The following is a 21,270-nucleotide window of genomic DNA, read 5'->3' as shown; positions in this document are numbered from 1 at the left end:
TCGCAGGCAAGCCAGCTCCCACACGGTGATCGGTGTTGTGGCAGCAACTCAGCGAATAATCTTTTCCACCTGAATCCCCAGCTTCTTCAGCCGGTACCAGAAACTGCGCTCGGATATCCCGATCTTCTGGGCCGCCGCAGCCTGCACCCCGTTGCTCTCCTGCAACGCCGCCAGAATGTACGCTTTCTCCACCTCGGCCAACGCCGCATCCAGGTCCTGGGGCACGCCTGGCCCTTCGCTGAGAACGGCCCCCACGCTGCTGTCCGCCGGCCGGGAAGCAAACAGATACGCCGGTAGATCAATGTCCTCGATCACCGCACTGGCAGCCACGATGGTCGCCCGCTCCACGCAGTTCTGCAGTTCACGGATATTGCCCGGCCAGCCATAAGCCGCCATGGCCTGCAACGCCTCCGGACTGAAGCCGGTGATGCGTTTGCCGGTGGTGGCGCTCAAGGTCTGGGCAAAGTGACGGGCCAGGGGCGCGATGTCTTCCACGCGCTCGCGCAAAGCCGGCAGCGGGATCGGGAAGACGTTGAGACGGTAGTAGAGGTCCTCGCGGAACTCCTTGTTGGCCACCGCCTCCAGCAGGTTCTTGTTGGTGGCGGCGATCACCCGCACATCCACCTTGCGCTCACGTGGATCGCCCACGGGCTCGATCACCCGCTCCTGCAGAGCGCGCAGAATCTTCGCCTGCAACGCCAGGGGCATATCGCCCACTTCGTCGAGGAACAGTGTGCCCTTGTCGGCCTGCATGAAACGCCCGACCCGGTCCGCCACGGCGCCAGTAAACGCGCCCTTGCGGTGGCCAAACATCTCGCTTTCCAGCAACCCCTCGGGAATGGCTGCGCAGTTGACCGCTACAAATGGCCGGTCGGCGCGGTTGCCATGCTTGTGGATCGCCCGGGCGACCATTTCCTTGCCGGTGCCGCTTTCGCCGGTCAGCAGGATCGTCGCGTTGCTGTCACGCACCGAATCCACCGCCTGCAACACTCGGCGGAAGGCCGGTCCATCGCCCACCAGGCTGTCGAACTGGGCATGTTCGTCCAGCTCGGCGCGCATCCGCGCGTTGTCGCGCATGATGTCGCGAAACTGCAATGCCTTGGCCACGGTGATGTCCAGCTCATCGATGTCGAAGGGCTTGGCGATGTAGTCATACGCGCCGTTACGCATCGATTGCACGGCGTTTTTCACGGTGCTGTAGGCCGTCATGACAATGACCGGCAACTGCGGGTAACGCACTTTGATTTCAGCCAACAGCGCCGGGCCGTCCATGCCAGGCATGCGCCAGTCGCTGATCACCAGGTCGATGTCTTCCTGCTCCAGTACCTTGAGCGCGTGCAAGCCGTTGCCCGCCGTGAACACCTGGATGCCGCTCTGGCTCAAGGCCGAAGACAGCAGGTCACACAGCTTGGGCTCGTCGTCGACCACCAATACGTTATGCGTCATCACCATCCTCTTCAAAACCGTCGTCTTCACCGTTAGCCGGAATGTACAGGCTGAAGGTGGCGCCGGCATCTTTCTCGCTGGCACATTCGATACTGCCGTCATGACTTTCCATGATCGAGAAGACTTTCGCCAGGCCCAGGCCAGTGCCCGAGGCTTTGGTGGTGACGAATGGTGTAAAGATGCGCTCGATCATGTCCTCCGGAATGCCCTGGCCGGTATCAGCAATGCTGATCACGGTGTTTTCTTCTACCGTGTTGATGCCCAGGATCAGGCAACCGCCGTCCGGCATGGCATCGATGGCGTTAAGAATCAAATTGAGACAAGCCTGCTTGAGTTGCTTGGCATCAGCGTAGATCGTCGCGCCGGGTGCGTGGTCATCAATTTTTGCATCGATGTTGTGGGTGGACAGCTCCGGGCCGCAGAAACCGAGAATCTCTTCCACCAGCGGCCGTGCCAGTTGCCGGGTACGCAGGGGCGCGCTGGGCTTGGCGAAGTCAAGGAATTCGGTGATCAGGTCGTTGATCCGGCTGACTTCGCTGATCACGTATTCCAGGTGACGCTTGTCGGTTTCCGGCAGATCGGCCCGGCGGTGCAACAATTGGGTAGCGGTCTTGATGATGCCCAACGGGTTGCGAATTTCGTGGGCCAGGCCCATGGCAACTTCGCCCAGGGCATGCAGCCGGTCACGACGGCGCAACTGGGCTTCCAGGTGATGCAGTTCACCCAGGCGTTCGGTCATGTGGTTGAACGTACTGCTCAGCTCGGCCAGCTCATCGCCGCCACTGACCGGCACCCGATGTTGATAGTCACCGGAAATCACCGCCCGCACCCCTTCAGACAGGTTACGCAGCGGGTGAGTCAGGCGCTTGGACACCAGCCACCCGGCACTCAGTGACAGCGCCGAGCTGACCAGGAAGATCAGTACGAACAGGTTGCTCTGGTTAACCAGGCCCACCAGGCTGGAGTGACGCAACAAGCCGCTGAAGATCACGCCTTGCAGCTCACCGGAATCATTGAATATCGGCCAGTACAAACCGCTGTAGCGACTGGTGAACTGCTCACTCGGTTGCTTGGTCGAGCGCATCATGGCTTCGACCTGGCTCGGTATCTTGTTGGGATGGTCCTCGAAACGCTGGGTGGCGAAAATCTCCGAGAAGCCGGTAGGGTTGGCCAGGTACAGGCGCAAGTCCAGGGAGTGCACATCGGCCACGCTGGTGAGGAAGCTGTTATCCAGGAAGGTCGCGATGACCAGCATGTAATCAACGCCCTCTTCAGTGGTCTCAAATGTCGAAACCACCGCCCCCGTGGACACGCCACTGATTTGAATGGTCTGCAGGACCGCGTTGGAGGACGTACTGATCTGCCCGACGATGCTATCGGCCACCGTACTGAACGCCACTTTGTGGTCGCTTTTGCGAATCAGCGCAACCATGTCGATGCCCATGGCATCGGCGATATCGGCCGTCAGCTTGTCGTGCTTGGCCGAACTGCGGGACGTGGGCGGCCGCGTGTAACGTAGGAACAACTGTGCAGCACGGGCATTATCGTGAAGGGTTTCACTGATCTCGTCCTTGACGATCTTGGTCGACTCTTGCAGCCAGATACGCACGTTGCTGTCGAAAATCTGCGACAGGGTCGTGGCCGCCAGTTCAGCGGCAATCATGGTCGGAATGACGCTGACCAGCCAGAACGCCAGGACCAGCTTACGCTGGACGCTCCAGCGCGAAATGGCAAAGGGGCGGGCTTTTTGGCGGGTCTTGGTGATCATCAGGTTTCGCTTATCGCAGCAGCCATGGCGGGGTCGGATCGATCCGGACGAATAAACACTTTTACGACTTTGAGCAGCGTGTTGAGCAGCCAATTGCGATGGCGGAAAAACACACTGTTGCCCTCAAACTTGCAGCCCAGGCGCAGCTTACTGGCATACCCGGCCTGACCACACTCATACAGCGCAATATTGTGCTGAATACAGTAGTCGACGTTGGTCAGCCAACTGCGAAAGTACAGGTTGTACTCGCGGCTGCGGGCCAGGTCATGGGCGAAGAATTTGTCGATCAACCGATCCTGGTTCAGCAGGATCAGGTTGAACGCCACCAACTGCTCGTCCACCCAGTAAAGTACACAGACCGCACGCTCTCCCAGCTGTTCAAGGATACCGGTGAAATACCCCGCCGGCAGGCGCTCGAATTGCAGGTCGGCGCGTTCAAGGGTGGCTTCATATAGGCGCATGATCTCTGGCAACACGTCATCGATATTACGCCGCCACTCCACCCGTGGGCCGGGAGCCCGCAGTTTGCGGCGCAGATCCTTGCGGGTGGATTTGCCCAGGGAACCCAGGTAAGCGTCCACTGAACCGAAAGGGATGGGCAACAGCGCCGAGGGCAGGCTGGGCATGCTTTGAAAGCCCGCCGCCTGGCAACTGTTGGCCCAGTGTTCGTCGTTGGTCGGCGCGTCTTTCACCGCCAACAAACCAATGCCGAAGTCATCGGCATCCCGGCGTGCAGCCTGGAGCAACTGCTCAAGTAACGCCTGACGCCGGGACTCGGGAATGTGGCTGGCAGTACCCGCGTTGCACTGCTCGGCCACCGGCGAACCGATAGCGTACAGGCCCAACTGCAAAACACCCGGCCACAGTCGCTCCAGGCGCTCGGTAAAGCGCTTGCCGATACCTGACACGGTGGTGTCGAGGCGGTAATGAGTGATAAACGCCGGGGCAACCGCCACCAGCGTTTCGCCCTCGAACACCGCCAGGTAGCGCCACTGAAAATCATCGATGGCCGCTTTTTCCACCGCCACGTAATAGTCCCAATCCTCCAGGGCACCCGGAAAACAGTCGTTCCAGGCACTGCGTTCGATAGCACCAATGGTCGAAAAGGCTTGGGCGGTAATCACGTCTCTTCCTTAAGCCAGAGCTTGCTGTCGATAATCTTCAGGGGCCTCGATGGCCTGGGCATGTTGTTGGATAAAGTCGGCGCTCAACTCAATCACCCGACGGTATTGCAGATCGACGGTGATCATGTGGTAGCAGTTGTCCAGCAGGACCTTGGTCACCTGGCCGCCGAGATGGCGTTCCACGTAATCGGCGTTCCAGCGGCTGGTGATGTCGTCTTCGATGGAATGCAGCACCAGCGCCGGCGTCTTGATCGACGGCATGCGTTTCTTGACCACAGCGTTCATGCGGTGCAACTCGCGCACCGTCACGCCCTCCATGGTCAACAAACCCGCCTGGCTGCTCTCCCCTTGCTTCATCTGCCGCTCGACGATCGCCCGCAGGCGCTCGTTCTTGATGCCGTAGGGGGGCTTCTCCTCGAAGACACAAATGTGCACGCCAAACGGAATCTTCATCAGCAAGGGTGTCAGGAACGCCAGCTTGTTGATGTTCCAGCCGTCGTACTTCAACGTCGTGGAATACATCAGCAGGCCAGTGACCTGACCCGGAAATTCCGAAGCCAGGTACATCGACATGACCGCGCCCATGGACAAGCCACCGACAAATACCTGGTCATGCCGTTGCTGCACGCCGACGAACGTCTTGCGTACGCCTTCGTACCAGTCCAGCCAGCCGGTGGCTTGCAAGTCGCTGTTGTCCCCACAGTGCCCAGCCAGGGTCGGCACGTACACCGTGCAATTACCCACCTTGGCCAAGCCCTGGGCTACCCGACGGAGTTCCGTCGGGGTGCCCGTCAGGCCGTGGATCAACAGAATCCCGATCGGACCTTCGCCGAGAACGAAGCCGGCATCACCTTCACCGAGGTCGATCTCAGAGTGATTCACCGCTTGGTCGCTCGCACCAGCAGTTGCTCGAGCAGTTTCAGACCCAGGTCGATTTCCGGGTAGGTGATTTCCAGCGACGGTGCCAGGGTGATCACGTTTTTGTAGTAGCCGCCCACGTCGAGGATCAGGCCGAGTTTCTGACCGTCAACCACCATGTCGCCCTTCATGCCTTCCTCGACCATGTAGTCCAGGGTGGCCTTGTCCGGGGTGAAGCCGTCGGCGGTGCAGATTTCGCAGCGCAGCGCCAGGCCCAGGCCATCGACGTCGCCGATGATCGGGAAGCGCTTTTGCAGCTCTTGCAGGCCAGCCAGGAAGTACTTGCCCTTGGCCATGACCATCGCGCCGTAGTCGACTTCGCTGGTCATTTTGAACATTTCCAGACCTACCGCAGTACCCAATGGGTTGGAAGCGAAGGTGGAGTGAGTCGAGCCTGGTGGGAAGATCTTCGGGTTGATCAGCTCTTCACGGGCCCAGATGCCGCCCAGCGGGTTCAGGCCGTTGGTCAGTGCCTTACCGAAAACGATCACGTCAGGTTTGACGTCGAAGTGTTCGATAGACCACAGCTTGCCGGTACGCCAGAAGCCCATCTGGATTTCGTCGGACACCATCAGGATGCCGTGCTGGTCGAGGACTTGTTTGAGTTCGCTGTAGAAGTTCATCGGCGGGATCACGTAGCCGCCGGTGCCCTGAATTGGCTCGACGTAGAAGGCTGCGTATTCGCACTGATTGGTTTTCGGATCCCACACGCCGTTGTATTCAGTCTCGAACAGACGGGCGAACTGCTGCACGCAGTGGCTGCCGTACTCTTCTTTGGTCATGCCTTTCGGGCCACGGAAGTGGTACGGGAATGGAATGAAATTCGCGCGCTCGCCAAAGTGGCCGTAGCGGCGACGATAGCGGAAGCTGGAAGTGATCGACGAGGCGCCGAGGGTACGACCGTGGTAACCGCCTTCGAAGGCGAACATCAGGCTCTTGCCGTTGGACGCGTTACGCACCACTTTCAGCGAGTCTTCAATGGACTGCGAACCACCCACGTTGAAGTGCACGCGACCGTCGAGGCCGAACTTGTTCTTGGCGTCGACTGCAATCATTTCCGACAGTTCGATCTTGCCTTTGTGCAGGTACTGGCTGGCGATTTGCGGCAGCGTGTCGATCTGCTGTTTCAGCGCATTGTTCAGGCGCGGGTTGGCGTAACCGAAGTTAACGGCCGAGTACCACATTTGCAGGTCGAGGTAAGCCTGGTCTTCGGTGTCCCATACATAGGAGCCTTCGCAACGGCTGAAAATGCGCGGAGGGTCGATGTAGTGAACGGTATCGCCGTAGGAGCAGTACTTGGCTTCTTTATCCAGAAGAACCTGGTCTTCTGCGGTAGCGATGCGGATATCAGACATGGTGGAAGAGTTCCTGATTATCAGAAGAAGTGTTGAAAGAGGTCGCGTTGGCAGCCATGCCTTGAGGCAGTTGAGCCAGCAGCGCAGGCACTTCGGCAAAGGTGTCGAAGCGCGCGTAAGGAATGTTGTTGGTTTCGCAGTACTCGGCCAGGCTGCCTTTGGCGAAGACGAAATCGGCAGTGGACGCCACACACATGTCAGACTTGCCGTCGCCGATCACCAGCACGCGCTTGTTGCGCGGGGTGGATTTGCACTTGCAGTTACCGGACGCAGCACGGCAGGCATCGCTGGAATACGGGAAGTCGATGCGCCAGCTATTCTGGTCGACCTGACGCAGGCGGTTGGCGAGAATCGGCAGCAGGGTCACGTAGTTACGCGACAGAATCCGCGCAATACCTTGCTCGATGCCGTCGCTGACCACTTCGATGGAAGCGCCCAGGCCGATGACATGATCAACGAAGTCGGGGAAGTCAGGGTCGATCTCGACGCTGTCAAAGTACGCCAGCAGTTCGGCCGGGGTCGCCTTGATCAGGGCCAATTGGCGGCTCAGGCATTCGCGGGAACCGATGTGCCCATCCAGCCATTCCTGTTCGATGGTTTCCCACTCGGGGCCGGCGAAGCGTTGGAGGACGTTGTCGATGACATCGGTAGGGGTGATGGTCCCGTCGAAGTCACACACGATATGCCAGTGGATCATCTGCTTTTACCTTGAAGAGGAGCGCGCTGTTGCGCTTGCATAAGGGGTACAGCAGGGATTGTGCCAAGTCGTCAAAGCCCAGCCGGGCTGGGGGTTTTCACGCAGACAAGAGGGTTATGTATCGAATGAGCTACAATTTTTGTAGCCTGCTACAAACAAGATGAGTGCTTGCGCGGACAGTGCCCTTCGCGCGTTCATGCGCGCATGTTCAGAGAAGGAAAACGCTTCATGTTCAAGGTCACCTTTGCTGTATTTGCCGGTTTACTTGGCCTGTGGAGCTTTTCCAGTGCAGCCCTGGCGGACGGGATCACCGGTGAAGCGGGCGCGGGCATCAGCTACCAGCCCCACGACCCCACCGGCAGCCGCTACGAAACACGGCCCATTCCGTATTTCGATCTGGACTGGGGAAATGTCAGCCTCAATACCGATGACGGCTTGACCTGGAGTGCACTCAATACCCAGGGATTCACCGCCGGCCCCTACATCAATTACCTCCCCGGCCGGAACTCCAATGGTTCGTTGCAGGGCTTGAACAATGTGCCGGACTTGGCCGAGGTCGGAGGCTTCATCCAATACGCCCCGGCTGACTTCTGGCGGGTCTACGCCCAACTGGGCCGAGCCGTGGGCGGCGGACACAAAGAAAGTGGCACGCTGGGCAAGATTGGCGGCGAACTGGGCTACCCCTTGGGCGGCGGGATCATCGGCAGCAGCAGCCTGATGGCGCACTTTGCCGACGCACGCCAGACCCAGACCTATTTTGGCGTCGACGCTAAAGAATCCGCGGCTTCCGGCTTTCGCCCATACAACGCCAGCGGTGGCTTCCAGAACCTGACATTGACCCAGAGCTTCGAATTTCCGCTGGCCTCCAATTGGTCGCTACTGACCAGCGCCAGTTGGGTACACCTGGTGGGTTCGGCGGCCGACAGCAGCATCGTCAAGCAAACCGGGAATGTGAACCAGGGGCAGGTGCAGACAGCCATCAGTTATAAATTCGATTAATACATAATTTTTTACAAATTGGTCTGAGCTTTGCAACGACGCCCCGGAATTCATTTCCTCAGGACGTTAGTCATGGCTCGCCCCGCTTATCGCCTGCTCGCCCATTCGCTGTGGGACCTGGTTCCCATTGCCCTGGGCCTGGCGCATTTCGCTTTTGTCATCTGGTTAGTATTGGCCTTCCACAGCCTGTCCTGGTGGGCCATCGTGCCCCTGGCACTGGTGTATGCCGTCAGCCTGTCGTGGAGCATCAACAGCATTTCCCATAACCAGATTCACAACGCCTACTTCACCCAGGCCTGGATGAACCGCGGGTTCGATCTGCTGCTGTCGGTGACCATCGGTTTCTCGCAAACGCTCTACCGCGATATCCACAACCGCCATCACCGCGGTAACTCCGACCTGCCGGGACCAAACGGCCAGACCATCGACCCACTGTCGATCTACCTGCGGGGCAAGGACGGCCAGCCTGAGAACCCATGGGCTTACACGTTCCTCAGTTTTTTCCGCGATGATCCCAAGCCGTTCTACGAAGAAATGAAGCGCAAGCGCCCGGCGGACGCCCGTTGGGTCAAGGTAGAGATTTACGTCACCGTCGCGTTTTACATCGCCCTGGCGTTCTACAACTGGCAGGCGGTGCTATGGCTGTTGCCGTTCTGGTACCTGGGCCAATGCCTGTCGTCCCTCAACGGCTACTACGAACACTTCGGCGGCAACCCAGGCTTGCCGATTGCCTGGGGCGTGAGCGCTTACGGCGTGCTGTACAACCTGATCTGGATGAACAACGGCTATCACGCCGAGCACCACTACCGGCCGAAGATGCATTGGACGAAAATGAAGGTATTTCACCGCGAGATTGCCCAGCAGCAGCGTGAGGCGGGGGTGAAGGTGATTCCGGTGTCCCATGGGCTGGGTTTTCTGGTGGCTCACCGCAAAAACTGACATTGGCCACTGCCCCCGTCGTTTCCCCGTAGCAGCTGTCGAGCTTTAGCGAGGCTGCGTCGGGGGGCCACGGTATGGGGCTGAGGTCAGTGGTGTGGCCTACGCAGCCTCGCTAAAGCTCGACAGCTGCTACGGGGGATTTGGCAAATGGGCTTCGACTAGTTCTCTTCGCCTTCAGCCAACAACGCAATCCCGCCGATAATCACCGCCACGCCCACCCAGTGCAGGAAGCTGATGTGCTCACCCAGGCCCAGCCAGGAACCGAGCAACACCACCACAAACACCAATGAACTCAGCGGAAACGCCAGGGACAGGCTGCTGCGGCGCAAAATCAGCATCCACACGAAGAACGCACCGGTATAGCTGCCAATGGCCGCCAGGATTCCCGGGTTTCTCGCCACATCCCCCAACCATTGCAGGGTGAAGTCCATCTGCCCCAGTTGATCACCGGCCACCTTGGTGAACAGTTGCCCGGCACTTTCGGTGCAAATCAGCAACGCCCACAGCACCACGGTGCCCAGGCGCCCGTGCAGCCAGCCTTCGGGACGAGCGGGGTTCATGGAAATGTTCTCTGAGTTCATGCTTGCGTCCCTGAAATAGCCACCAGCATGACGCCGGCCGTGATCACGAAAGTGCCCAACCAGCGGCGACGGCTGACGGTTTCACCGAGTACGACCTTGCCGGCAAGCACCACGCCGCAATACGCCAGTGCCGCTGCCGGAAACAGCAGGCTCAATGGCGCACGGGACAGGGCTTCAAGCCAGACGAAAAATTCGATGGCGTAGGCAGCAATGCCCGCCCACAGCAAGGGCGCGTTGAACACCTGGCCCCAGAAAGCATTCAGGCGAAAACCGCCCTCCAGTTCCGGCAGGCGATCCAGCCCCAGCTTGAAACACAGTTGGCCAATCACATCGAGCACGATGGAAAAGGCCACCAACAGCACCACAGTCAGGGTCACGGGAACAGCTCCTCAAATAGATTGATCAACGCTTCGTTGGTCGCCGAATTGCGCAGCAAGTCTTCATCGCTCCAGCGTTCGGCGGGAGGTTGGTCAGACTTGGCTTCCCAGCGCTTGAGCGCATTACTGAAGGCCGGCTGGGCAAATTCACCGCAGACATCGATGCCGATAATCCGCTTGCTCGCCGCCAGGGTCCGCAGGGCTTCCAACAGGTGGGTCAGGCGCATGCCGCCCTGATCCCAGTTGGTGGCGGCGTCTTCGCTGGCCAGCACGTCCTTGTCGATGGTGATCCAGATCGCCTCGGTGGGTAGGCTGGCGATCATCTGCGTCAGGAACGCAGTCCAGTCCAGCTCGGCCAGGTTGCGCCAATGCAGATGGTCTTCCTGTTGCTCATGGCCTGCGCCATCGCCGACCCTGCCCCAGACTTTCGACGGCGGGTGCTGCCAAGGGAACAGTTGCAAGTCCCCGCGCTTCAGGGCGCCGAGATTACCGCCACGCAGCTGTGGGTTGTGCAGGTCATCGCTGCACGGGCCGAGCGTGACGATGCGCTTGATGGCCGGCATTTTCAGCGCCCGGTTGACCCAGGAACCGCAATGGCGACGGGGCGCAAAACGTACCCAGTCAGGGTGGTTATCGAAGTGGATCAGGCTGATGGGCTCTTTGAGATCCGCGAGAAAAGCCGGTGTCAGGTGATGATAATCGCCGGAGCCGACAAAGAAGATCTCCGGACGCGCCCCCGTGGGCCGGGACCGCTGGGCCAGGCGTTCGGCAAACCGCTTGTAGGTTTTTTCGGTAGACCACAGGCGCAGTTTCGGGCCCAGGTCCAGCAAGTCGATGCGTGTCGCAAGGCCGCTGGCAAGACGCCGGGCAATCGGGTCCTGGGCCGTGAGGCTGTGGTCGAGGTCAAGAATGTTCAAGGAAATGTTTCCACCCTGGCAGCGCCCCTCCAGACACCGGCTTCATCACTCATGAACGCCAGCCGAATAGGCTTTAGGGGGTGGATGCAAGGGCCGGGCCAGCGGTGAAGCAAACGCGGCTATGGAGACACCGAAGATCAAAAAGTGTGGGAGCGGGCTTGCCCGCGATAGCATCACTGCGGTGCAATTGACACACCGAGGCGACTGCATCGCGGGCAAGCCCGCTCCCACATTTTGAACTGCACGGGGCCTTAGCCTTTCGCTTCGCTGATGATTTGCCGAATCGCCCCGACAAAAGCTTCCGGCGGCTGGCCACCGCTGACCGCGTACTGGTCGTTGAAGACGATGGTCGGCACCGAGCTCACGCCACGGGAAACCCACAGCTGCTCTTGCTCGCGAACTTCGGCGGCGTATTCATCGGAGGCCAGAATTTCTTCTGCACGCTTGCGATCAAGACCGACACTTTCAGCAACCGCCGCCAAGGTGGCGTGATCAGAGGGGTTCTGCTGATCGGTGAAGTACGCCTTGAACAGCGCTTCCTTGAGGTTGTATTGCAACCCTTCAAGCCCGGCCCAATGCAACAGGCGGTGGGCATCGAAGGTGTTGTAGATGCGGCTTTGGCCGTCGGTGCGAAACGCGAAACCGACCTCGGCACCCCGATCGCGAATCATCGCCCGGTTGGCCTGGGACTGTTCGGCAGTGGAGCCGTATTTTTCAGTGATGTGCTCGGTGATGTTCTGCCCTTCGGCAGGCATGTTGGGGTTCAGTTCGAAGGGCTGGAAGTGGATCTCGGCCTGTACCTCAGGCCCCAACTGGTCCAGGGCTTCGGTCAGGCCGCGCAGGCCGATGATGCACCAGGGGCAGGACACGTCGCTGACGAAATCGATTTTCAGGGGAGTACTCATTTAGGCAACCTCGCAGGCTAAAACGCGCCGTAAAAGTTGCACCATACACCCGAGCCCCCCGCTCACAAAAGGTTCGCCGGCTCCACTGGATCAATTCGCGCCCAATGCGCCGTGTCCTGCCGATGGGCTTGCAGGTACGGCAACACCGCCGCCAGCAGCGGCGCCTTGAACGCCTCCTGGAATCGGTGAGCCAGGCCCGGAATCAACCGTAACTGGCTGCCCTGGATATGCGCGGCCAGGTGCACGCCGTGCATCACCGGCAGCAGCGGATCGGCAGTGCCGTGGACCACCAGGGTCGGCACCCGCAATTGGTTGAGCAACGGCACCCGACTGGGCTCGGCAAGGATCGCCATGATCTGGCGCTTCACGCCCTCGGGGTTGAAGGCCCGGTCATAGGACAGCGCCGCCTGATGCAGGAGCATCTGGCGATCGTCCTTCACCTCAGGGCTGCCCAGCGCCGCCAGCAGGTCGGCCTGTTGCTCCAATGCCACCTCGCGATTGGGCGCGCTGCGCCGCGACAACAGTTGCACCAGTGCCGCACTCGGTGCCGGCAGGCCTTCGGCGCCGGAACTGGTCATGATCAGCGTCAGGCTTTCCACCCGCTGGGGCGCCATGGCCGCCAGGTGTTGGGCAATCATCCCGCCCATGCTGGCGCCCAGCACGTGGAACTGCTGGATTTGCAAAGCATCCATCAGCCCCAGCGCATCATCGGCCATGTCGGTCAGGGTGTAGGGCGCCGCCACCGGCAAGCCCAATTTGTAGCGCAGCACCTCAAACGTCAGGTTGGCGCTGGCTGGCGCCTGGCGCCAGGTGGACAAACCCACATCACGGTTGTCGTAACGAATGACCCGAAAACCCTGCTGGCACAGCGCAACCACGACTTCGTCGGGCCAGTGAATCAGTTGCCCGCCCAGGCCCATTACCAGCAGCAACGCCGGGTCCGAGGCACGACCAATACTTTGGTAAGCCAGGCTGACTTGTGGCAGGTCGACCCGTTGGGTCGGGACATTGACATCACATCGAGAAGCCGCAAAGGACGGCAGGCCGAACAACAGCGCGGCCAGAAATAACACTACACGCATGGAAAACACCGAAACGCAGAACCCCAGTAGAGCGCGAGTCTGATGAAGTTTATTCAAGCGCGCTGCCACAGTTGCGTGACAGTTTGATGAAGGGCGCCCAACGGTCATTGGAAGTTAAAGCCGGGCTCGGATGTCGACAGCGACGACAACATGAGACAAACTCACCCTATTCGCATTTATCACAAATTGTACTCATGGAGTGCCCGTGCTCGAAATTCGCCACCTCAAGACCCTGCACGCCCTGCGCGAAGCCGACAGCCTGGTGGAAGCCGCTGAACGGCTACACCTGACTCAGTCTGCGCTGTCCCACCAGTTCAAGGAACTTGAGGAGCGCCTGGGCATGCAACTGTTCGTGCGCAAGACCAAACCCCTGCGCTTCACCAGCGCCGGCTTGCGCCTGCTGCAACTGGCGGACGCCACCCTGCCCTTGCTGCGCGGCGCCGAACGGGACATCGCGCGCCTGGCCGGTGGCACCGCCGGGCGCCTGCACATGGCCATTGAATGCCACAGCTGCTTCCAGTGGCTGATGCCGACCATCGACCAGTTCCGCGATGCCTGGCCGGAAGTCGAACTGGACCTGGCTTCAGGTTTTGCCTTCGCCCCACTGCCCGCGCTGGCCCGTGGCGACCTGGACCTGGTGGTGACTTCTGACCCTCTGGAACTGGCAGGCATCACCTATGTGCCGCTGTTCACCTACGAAGCGATGCTGGCAGTGGCCAACCAGCACTCACTGGCGAACAAGCCCTATATCGTGCCCGAGGACTTGCTCAACGAAACCTTGATCACCTACCCGGTGGAACGCGACCGCCTGGACATCTTCACCCGCTTCCTGGAGCCAGCCGACGTGGAGCCCGCCCAGGTACGCACCTCGGAGCTGACAGTGATGATGATGCAGTTGGTGGCCAGCGGCCGTGGCGTGTGTGGCATGCCGCACTGGGCGTTGCATGAATACAGCTCACGGGGTTATGTGAAGGCCAAGCGGCTGGGAGAAAAAGGCCTGTTTGCCACGCTGTATGCAGGGATTCGCGCCGACATGCTGGACGCGCCATACATGCGCGACTTCTTGCTGACGGCCAAGGACACCTCGTTTTCGACCCTGGATGGGGTGAGCGCGGTTCGTTAGACCGTCGCGTCAAAAGTGGGTCATGCGCTGCGACGCTGCTCAAGCATCAGCCGAACCGCCAAGGCCGCCAGGACAAACCCCATGAAATAGCGCTGCACCGCCATCCAGTTCGGGTTGTTGATAAACCAGCCGGCAATGGTGGCGGCGAACAGCGAGATCAGCAGGTTCACCATGAAGCTCACGCTGATCTGGGTCATCCCGAGCATCAGGCTCTGGGTAAACACCGAGCCGTGCTCCGGGGTGATGAACTGCGGGAAGACCGAGAGATAAAACACCGCGATTTTCGGGTTCAGGGCACTGGTGAGAAACCCCATCAGCACCAGCTTGCGTGAAGAATCCGGCGGCAGTTGCTGGGCCTCGAACGGCGAGCGTGCGCCCGGCTTGACCGCCTGCCAGGCCAACCACAACAGGTACAGGGCGCCGGCCCACTTCAGTGCCTCATAAGCCATCGGCACCGCGAGAAACACCGCCGTCAAACCGGCTGCAGCCGCGAACAGGTGAACAAAGAATCCCGCCACCACACCCAGCAGCGACGTGACCCCGGCCTTGCGGCCCTGGCAGATCGAGCGAGAGATCAGGTAGATCATGTTCGGCCCGGGCGTGAGCACCAACAACAGGGAAGCCGCAGCGAAAATCAGCAGGTCTTGGGTCGGAATCACGGTTCAATCCTTTGAGCCTGTGGGGTCAGGCAATGGCCAGCGATGAGCGATAAAACGGCAGGATCAGGTCCCGTGTCAACGGTGCCAGCACGAGGTCGCCATCGCCGGCCGGATCGATCCAGCGCACCTCTTCAATCTCGGCGGCAGGCGTCACCGGCACATCGATATTGACCTGGAACAACTCGGCCTCCACGACGAAGCCTGGCTCGTTGGCCGCAGGCGCCGAGAACTGACCGAGATAGATGGCCGCCGCCGGATCAATGCACAACCCCAACTCTTCGTGCAGTTCACGCACCAATGCCTCGGCCGGCTGTTCACCGGCGTCGATCTTGCCGCCTGGCTGCATGAAGGCTTGAGTACCGCGCTTGCGCACCAGCAGGGTTTGGCCATCGCTGCCGATCAATAGAGCAGCGGCGATGCGGATAGTCAGGGACATGAAATAAACGCCTCGGAGTAAAAGACGTCAAGGATCACATGTGCGTCAGCCGAGGGCAATCGAACCGCCTCCAACCTTCCAAAGTGACCGTTTGAATAGGCGTCCTCATCCGCTTTTTATCCGACATACATGCACCGCAACGCCCATTACTGCCAACCATACACTCAGAACTCATATTCAGTCGGGCACACGGTATCTGCAGTGCGCCCCCTTCATACGGGTTCTACCATGCACACTTCATTGCCCCCATCCCAAGAGCAACAGGATAGCGACCTTAAACAAATCCAGGCCGCCACTTTGGCCGCCCATCCCTTGCAGCCCGTGACACTGCCTGTGGTACCGCCTACACAGCTATCGATCGACAATCAACAGGCGCACCTCATTCGCGAACTCGGCAACCTCAACACCCGAACCGACGACCTGATGCACGAACAGCCGAGCCTGGAGGCTGTGTATCAGCAGAAACTGGCCGAGATCTTTCCCGAGCTGCCCCGGCCCATCAATCCAAACAGCGTCTTTTACAGCCGTTACCGCGTGGATAACGAGGGGCAAAAACAGCTCCTGTCTTGCGAACCCCTGGGACCGCTGCTGAAAAAGATACGGGCCCCTGGCGGGGAGGCATACCTCACAGAGACCGGCGCCTTCTATCGGGAACGCAACACGCTGGAAGCGGACAAAAGCCTCTCTGCAACCGCTTCGCCAGCGACGCTGGCTAGCGTGCTGGAAATAGCCATCACGATGAGCCTGAATGAATTCTGGGGGGATCGCGAGGACGAACAACCCAACACCGAGGAGCAGTTAGTCGCATTGCGCCGGCAGGTACTGGCCCATCAATTGGCATTGCGTACGGTTGACGGCACGCTGTCAGCGGCTGGACGAACGCTGGCAGACAATCTGCTGAAGTACCCGGATGCAGCCGCGCGGGAAAAGGCATTTACCGCCGGTAACAGGCCCGGGGTATACCGGCTGACGCTGGAGGACGGCAGTGAGTTCGCCGCCGCCTTTATCCTGAACGCCACGGGTGGAGCGTCGCCAGCGGGCAACGTGATGCTGTACAGCCCGGGCGAGGGGTTTGAGGAGTATGAAAACCTCAGTCGCTTGAATGAAACAGTGGCGGCACGTCTACGTGACGGCGGATCGGCAGGCAAGCTGCTGGCCAGTAGTCTGCCAGCAACGACTCGCGCACAACGGGGCGGCTTGCCCGTGCTGGCAGTGCGTCCGCCACCGATAGACGCCGATGTGATTGCAGACAGCGTCCGCTCACTGCGGATCCGGCAACACTTTCGTATCCGCGAGGCTCTGCGCGGGGAGACATTACCGGTGACAGGCGAGCTCGACCTGGCTGCAGACCTGACGCCGCAACTGGATGCCTGCATTGCCCTTGCGGCCCGCAACCTACGCCTGGTGGAGCCGCACGAGCCCGGCTGGCTAGCAGCTGCCAGCCCGGTAGATCAGGCCCGGTACAGGCAACTGGAAAAGGCGATGATTGACAGCAACGAGGTGCTCATCCCTCTGCTTGAGAAAATCTCGACACTGACATCGTTTTCAGAAATCGAGACCCACAAGGCGCTGAAAATACAGAAACCGGCCTATGCCGATGTGCACATTGCCCCCTATAGAAGCTTGGTACATCTGCGCTTGACCGCCACCCTCGCCTTCGAAGTGAGGGGGTATCGCGACGAGGAAACCGAAGTGGTCTATATCAGTGAGGACCCAAAGATAGACATCCCGCAGTTTCTGAAGAACCCCTCATTGAAAAGGGGCTCCTGGAAGACCACAACCATCGTGGATTTACGGACCCTGGGAAGTTACACCCGACGCAATGTCGACCCTTGGTCCGTGCATGAAGTACACAGGACGATCAGCGCCACCGCTGACATCATCGACTTCTCGGGTAAAAAGAGAGGCAGGCTCGACAATGCCGATTTACGTGCTCTCGCCCAACAGGCCAACATTGCCGAAAAATATGAGACGTATCTCAAATCAGCATTCTCGCAGAGCGGCAACGGGGGCACCTTTGCTACGGCCTGGCAACGCGCGCACACGGTAAAAATGAACAAGGATGCCCTTGAGAGCCGGCTGAATCCTGCAGCCTACAACCTGTTTGTATTCAAGACGCCTGGCAGTGGATTTGACTGGATACAGTCGATAACGGAGCACCCCGATTCGGCAACCCGCCCCAAAGTCAGCGGATTCGAGATCGAGGGCAACCTGTTGGTGATGGGCAGCGCACTGGAAGAAGGCCAGGGAGGACAGGTCATCAATGGCGTCTCGGTCATCCAGCGAAAAGGTACCGGGACTCACGGGGTCAGCGTCCTCTATACCCCGGATGCGCCAGATGGCGTGCCATTCAGGGAGTTGGTCGACGGGCTGGCGGAACTGGACACATTGAAGACAAAACCCGAATGGCGGACCTATTTGACCCAACGGATGGCCACTAACGATGCACAGGAGCTTGCGCGAATCTTCAGCGATACACGTAGCGTGCACCGCTATGCCTTGATACCGATAACCGGCAATTTCCAGGCCTACCTGTATTCGGCTCAACTTGGCTTTCAACTCGCACGTGCGGATTACCGTTCACGGAGCAACGAAGAAATCTCGCGAGAATCAACGGTGAATGCCTTTATGTTCGCCGCTGAAGTCGCCGATTTTCTGATAGATCTGGTGCCGGCCAAGGCAGTGTTGTCGTTTTTGCGTCGAGGAATCATTAGGGCGCTGCACAAAGCACAAAAACTGGGGCACCTTATTCCGGGGCTTGTCAATAAAGTCAGTGGGGGCCGAAAAGCCGGCATCGCGATCGGAAAGATCTCAATCCGCCCGCTGGAGCCGGCCTGGGTCAACGTCGCGGAGTATCGGTTGCCTAAACAGATTGACCCGCTCTTTGACGTGGAACTGTTTGCCCAGACGAACAATTACACGCTGTCGCGCAGTGCGGGAAGAGCGCCCTCTTTTATCGACACTCGAAATAACCAGTTTATTGCGATGAGGGATGAACGGGGACGCTATCACCTGTACTCGTCCTACCAGTATGAGGGAGCGCGTTATATAAAAGACCCGGCAGCGAATAAAGTGGACTTTATGGTGGTACCGGACGACGCAAAAAGCTGGAAGCCGCGTTTCGAGAGAAGGCTAAGAGGCGGAGGGCCCGTCTGGAGCGCCCTGCGCCCGCTCACAGCGGCACAGCAAGTGGATAATGATCTGATCGCAGCCCTTCGTGTTTACTCAACAGAAGAGGAGATACCGAGATTCATAGAAGACCTTGTAAAACTAAGCAATCCTCAAAAAAAACGACTCCTTGATACCGCACGGCAACAACTGGACGTCAATATAGATGAAGCTACATTTCGTCGTATCGTATCGGACCCGCGGGGTTTAAGCCAAACCGCGAAAACCAAATTACGTGACTCGCTGCTGACGCTACAATCCGACATGAACATTTTCGTCCACATAAACAAATCAACAAATTTTTCCCTCCCCCTTACTCCGGAAGATATAGATAAACTTCATATAAGAATAAAAAGAATAATTGGAAAAAATGATGATTTCTCAAAATCCATCAGAGCATCCATTGGACTCTCAGACCCCGAGACAGGTGCGAGACTTGTAGGCTATGCCTTCACACAAAAACATATTAACAGCCTGACAAAGTTCGATCAAAAACACAAACTTTCAACTTGGCCAATCGAAAGCCTTAATAATTTCTTAAATGAAAAGGGACGACAACAAATCCTCAACAAAATAGCGGCAGACAAAAAAATCACACGCCAAGAGGCGCTGGATCTACTGCTAGAGTCCCCTGAAATACAAGATACGTTAGAAAAATTCAGAGCAGAGAAATTCATAGAGCAACTCAGACAGCTTGGCGTAGATTCCTTTTCAGAAGATTTTAAAAAATCCGGCGTTCCCTATATCGCACTGTCGCGGGGCAAACCCACGGGCTCGGACTCTGGCGTTAAAATGGTTGACAGTGTCACTGTCACAAACTTTGAAAGAAACATCACCCAATTTTCATCGCCCTTAGAGTTTGTTAGCCCACGGGCTCAAACGCACCGAATTGAAAGACCAGTACTTGCGCCCGACATCCCGGCAGTTCCAACACAAACAGCCGTCAGAGCTCCGACAACTAACATCGTAAAACTGGATGATCTGGCAGAAACCCAAATCCCACTATTACCCGATAATGCCAGAGCCAAAATCGAGGACATTATTCAGGACATTCAAGCAGGTCGTGTTACTCGAAAAAAAATAGGTAAATACACCTATGTTGATTTACCGCAAGTAGAGATCGGTGCTGGTCGTGGTCGATGGCGAGCAGCTTTTGAGAAAGCCGGGAAAGACGGTGAGAACGATATATTCATACTCAGAGGCATCATTGATTATCACGCCAGCAAGCCAGTCGCCTGGGGAATGTAGGAGGTAAAGGCAGCCCCTTACCCTCAGTCTAAGCAAGGAGCGGTGCATCATCCGGTTCCTTGATAAACACGCTGTACCTGGCACCCTCCATCGCTTCAAACGCGATCAACTTGTCCACCAACGGCAGGTTCAGCACCTTGCCCGCGTTGAGCAGCAACATGCCGTTGTCGGCGTTGAGGTTGCGGGCCAGCACCATGCCTTCAGCCAGTTCGCGGGTGCTGAGCACCTTGACGCGCGGGTCGCCCAAGGTCACATCGCTGAGGAACGCGGCACAGGCCTGGACGAAGTCTTCCACCATGCCTGGGTCGTAGAGGCGCCCGGCGTATTTGCGGATGTACAGCAGCGCCTCATCGCTGTTCATCTGCCGCTCCAGAATCAGCCCGTGCTGCAGTTCAATGAAGTCCACGGCCAATTTCAGCAATCGCGAACCGAAGGGAATCGCCTCACCCTTGAGGTGATCGGGAAAACCCGTGCCGTCCCAGCGTTCCTGATGATGACGGATCAGCCGGGCGGCATCCTTCATCGGCTCCAGGGTCATCAGCAGCGACTCGCTCTGGGCCGGATACGCCCGATAGCGCTCGCGGTCGGTGCTGTGCAGCAGATCGGCCGGAGCGATCATCATGCTGTCGCTCCAACTGAGCTTGCCGATGTTGTAAAGCGCAGCGGCCATGGTCAGGTCGCGATTGCTGGCTTCGTCCATCACCTGGGCTGTGCAGTAGACCCGTATCAGTTCGATCAACTGACGATTGGTCTGCTTCTCCTTGGGCAGGCGCAGGTTGGCCAACAGCGAAAACACTTCGGTGCCCGTCACATAGCTGCGCTTGAGCTCATCGTAGGCCAGGTCAAGCATGTCAGCGGTCTGTTGCAGCTCGCTGGTCCGCGCCTCCACTCGCTTTTCGAGCGAGGCATTGAGGGCCTTCAACTGGTCGTTCTGCTCCAGGGTCAGTTTCTCCAGACGCAGCCTTTCGCGCTCGGAGTGCTGGTGTTCCAGGGACTGACGCAGGGTCAGGAGCATTTCCTCGTCGTTCCAGGGTTTGCTGATGTAATGATGAATCTGCCCTTCGTTGATCGCCTTGATCATCATCGTCAGGTCGGCATACCCCGTCAGCAGGATCCGCGTGGTTGCCGGGTAAAGCCGACGGGTTTCAGCCAACAGCATGGCACCGTCCATGGCGGGCATACGCGCGTCACTCATCACCAGGTCGATGGGCCGGGCAGCCATGATCTCCAGGGCCTGGGCCCCGCTGCCGGCCAGCAGCACCTCGTAGGGTTGGCTACGCAGCAGGCGACGCAGGCTATTGAGGATCGACTCTTCGTCATCAACCAGCAAGACCGTGGGTTTATAGGGGGAAGTCGTAGCGAGTTGCTCATCCATGGCGACACCTGCTGACAATTGAACCGTTGCGCTACACCGTAGATCAAGCACCGCCATTGCGCAGGCCAACGGAGTTTTGATGACTGACTGGCATTGATTTGACGCCAACTCACCGACTTATTCAAGGGAGTCGACTACGCTATGGGCATGAAG

General features: G+C 58.7%; 18 protein-coding genes. 4 read left to right on the top strand and 14 right to left on the bottom strand.

Features of this window, described 5'->3' with window-relative positions:
* Positions 1-48 precede the first annotated feature (48 nt).
* From GNF76_RS00535 to GNF76_RS00510, 6 genes are read right to left on the bottom strand one after another with little or no spacing between them, the layout of a single operon-like run.
* The gene (locus GNF76_RS00535; RefSeq protein WP_155581242.1) at positions 49-1,446 is read right to left on the bottom strand and encodes a sigma-54-dependent transcriptional regulator; all 1,398 of its coding nucleotides are present in this window, start codon (positions 1,444-1,446) and stop codon (positions 49-51) included.
* Entirely contained in the window at positions 1,436-3,214 is a 1,779-nt protein-coding gene (locus GNF76_RS00530) for a sensor histidine kinase (RefSeq protein ID WP_155581241.1), read from the bottom strand. Before GNF76_RS00530 ends, GNF76_RS00535 begins: the two co-directional genes overlap by 11 nt.
* On the bottom strand, positions 3,214-4,338 hold the full coding sequence (locus tag GNF76_RS00525) for a GNAT family N-acetyltransferase (RefSeq protein WP_178123115.1): 1,125 nt from the start codon (positions 4,336-4,338) through the stop codon (positions 3,214-3,216). Before GNF76_RS00525 ends, GNF76_RS00530 begins: the two co-directional genes overlap by 1 nt.
* 9 nt (positions 4,339-4,347) lie before the next feature.
* Positions 4,348-5,220: an alpha/beta hydrolase gene (locus GNF76_RS00520; protein WP_178123114.1), complete on the bottom strand. Its 873-nt coding sequence runs from the start codon at positions 5,218-5,220 to the stop codon at positions 4,348-4,350.
* Positions 5,217-6,611 carry an aspartate aminotransferase family protein gene (locus GNF76_RS00515; RefSeq protein WP_155581240.1) on the bottom strand — a complete coding sequence of 465 codons (1,395 nt, stop codon included), beginning with the start codon at positions 6,609-6,611 and terminating at the stop codon, positions 5,217-5,219. The genes GNF76_RS00520 and GNF76_RS00515 overlap by 4 nt, the downstream gene beginning before the upstream one ends.
* Positions 6,604-7,308 (bottom strand): MtnX-like HAD-IB family phosphatase, encoded by a 705-nt coding sequence (locus GNF76_RS00510; protein WP_155581239.1) that lies wholly within the window; start codon positions 7,306-7,308, stop codon positions 6,604-6,606. Before GNF76_RS00510 ends, GNF76_RS00515 begins: the two co-directional genes overlap by 8 nt.
* Positions 7,309-7,536: 228 nt before the next feature.
* On the opposite strand from GNF76_RS00510, the gene GNF76_RS00505 reads away from it, so the two are divergent.
* Together GNF76_RS00505 and GNF76_RS00500 are read left to right on the top strand one after the other, a co-directional pair.
* On the top strand, positions 7,537-8,307 hold the full coding sequence (locus tag GNF76_RS00505) for a MipA/OmpV family protein (protein ID WP_155581238.1): 771 nt from the start codon (positions 7,537-7,539) through the stop codon (positions 8,305-8,307).
* 72 nt (positions 8,308-8,379) lie between these two features.
* On the top strand, positions 8,380-9,246 hold the full coding sequence (locus GNF76_RS00500) for a fatty acid desaturase (RefSeq protein WP_155581237.1): 867 nt from the start codon (positions 8,380-8,382) through the stop codon (positions 9,244-9,246).
* 158 nt (positions 9,247-9,404) lie between these two features.
* Here the strand turns inward: GNF76_RS00500 and GNF76_RS00495 are convergent, their stop codons facing one another.
* From GNF76_RS00495 to GNF76_RS00475, 5 genes are all read right to left on the bottom strand, one after another.
* Complete coding sequence (locus GNF76_RS00495) at positions 9,405-9,827, bottom strand: DMT family transporter (protein WP_155581236.1); 423 nt, start codon at positions 9,825-9,827, stop codon at positions 9,405-9,407.
* Positions 9,824-10,204, bottom strand: coding sequence for a DMT family transporter (locus tag GNF76_RS00490; protein ID WP_169356158.1), 381 nt, complete (start codon positions 10,202-10,204; stop codon positions 9,824-9,826). The genes GNF76_RS00495 and GNF76_RS00490 overlap by 4 nt, the downstream gene beginning before the upstream one ends.
* The gene (locus GNF76_RS00485; RefSeq protein ID WP_155581235.1) at positions 10,201-11,121 is read right to left on the bottom strand and encodes an arginase family protein; all 921 of its coding nucleotides are present in this window, start codon (positions 11,119-11,121) and stop codon (positions 10,201-10,203) included. Before GNF76_RS00485 ends, GNF76_RS00490 begins: the two co-directional genes overlap by 4 nt.
* 251 nt (positions 11,122-11,372) lie before the next feature.
* Positions 11,373-12,026 carry a DsbA family oxidoreductase gene (locus tag GNF76_RS00480; RefSeq protein WP_155581234.1) on the bottom strand — a complete coding sequence of 218 codons (654 nt, stop codon included), beginning with the start codon at positions 12,024-12,026 and terminating at the stop codon, positions 11,373-11,375.
* A 62-nt stretch (positions 12,027-12,088) separates the two neighbouring features.
* The gene (locus tag GNF76_RS00475; protein ID WP_155581233.1) at positions 12,089-13,108 is read right to left on the bottom strand and encodes an alpha/beta fold hydrolase; all 1,020 of its coding nucleotides are present in this window, start codon (positions 13,106-13,108) and stop codon (positions 12,089-12,091) included.
* A gap of 205 nt (positions 13,109-13,313) precedes the next feature.
* Here GNF76_RS00475 and metR point away from each other — a divergent pair, with 205 nt between their 5' ends.
* Positions 13,314-14,231 (top strand): transcriptional regulator MetR, encoded by a 918-nt coding sequence (metR, locus tag GNF76_RS00470; protein WP_178123113.1) that lies wholly within the window; start codon positions 13,314-13,316, stop codon positions 14,229-14,231.
* 20 nt (positions 14,232-14,251) lie between these two features.
* Here metR and GNF76_RS00465 read toward each other — a convergent pair whose 3' ends face one another.
* Positions 14,252-14,890, bottom strand: a complete 639-nt coding sequence (locus GNF76_RS00465) for a LysE family translocator (protein ID WP_178123112.1) — start codon at positions 14,888-14,890, stop codon at positions 14,252-14,254.
* 25 nt (positions 14,891-14,915) lie between these two features.
* Positions 14,916-15,326 (bottom strand): NUDIX hydrolase, encoded by a 411-nt coding sequence (locus GNF76_RS00460; RefSeq protein WP_155581232.1) that lies wholly within the window; start codon positions 15,324-15,326, stop codon positions 14,916-14,918.
* A gap of 228 nt (positions 15,327-15,554) precedes the next feature.
* Between GNF76_RS00460 and GNF76_RS00455 the strand changes: the two genes are divergently transcribed.
* Positions 15,555-19,742 carry a dermonecrotic toxin domain-containing protein gene (locus tag GNF76_RS00455; protein ID WP_155581231.1) on the top strand — a complete coding sequence of 1,396 codons (4,188 nt, stop codon included), beginning with the start codon at positions 15,555-15,557 and terminating at the stop codon, positions 19,740-19,742.
* Between the two features lie 28 nt (positions 19,743-19,770).
* Here the strand turns inward: GNF76_RS00455 and nosR are convergent, their stop codons facing one another.
* Positions 19,771-21,117 (bottom strand): response regulator c-di-GMP phosphodiesterase, NosR family, encoded by a 1,347-nt coding sequence (nosR, locus tag GNF76_RS00450; protein ID WP_155581230.1) that lies wholly within the window; start codon positions 21,115-21,117, stop codon positions 19,771-19,773.
* Positions 21,118-21,270 lie beyond the last annotated feature (153 nt).

It is taken from the genome of Pseudomonas spelaei (assembly GCF_009724245.1).
GTDB lineage: Bacteria > Pseudomonadota > Gammaproteobacteria > Pseudomonadales > Pseudomonadaceae > Aquipseudomonas > Aquipseudomonas spelaei.
Note: the sequence above shows the minus strand (reverse complement) of the source record. Positions and strands in the feature narration are given on the sequence as shown.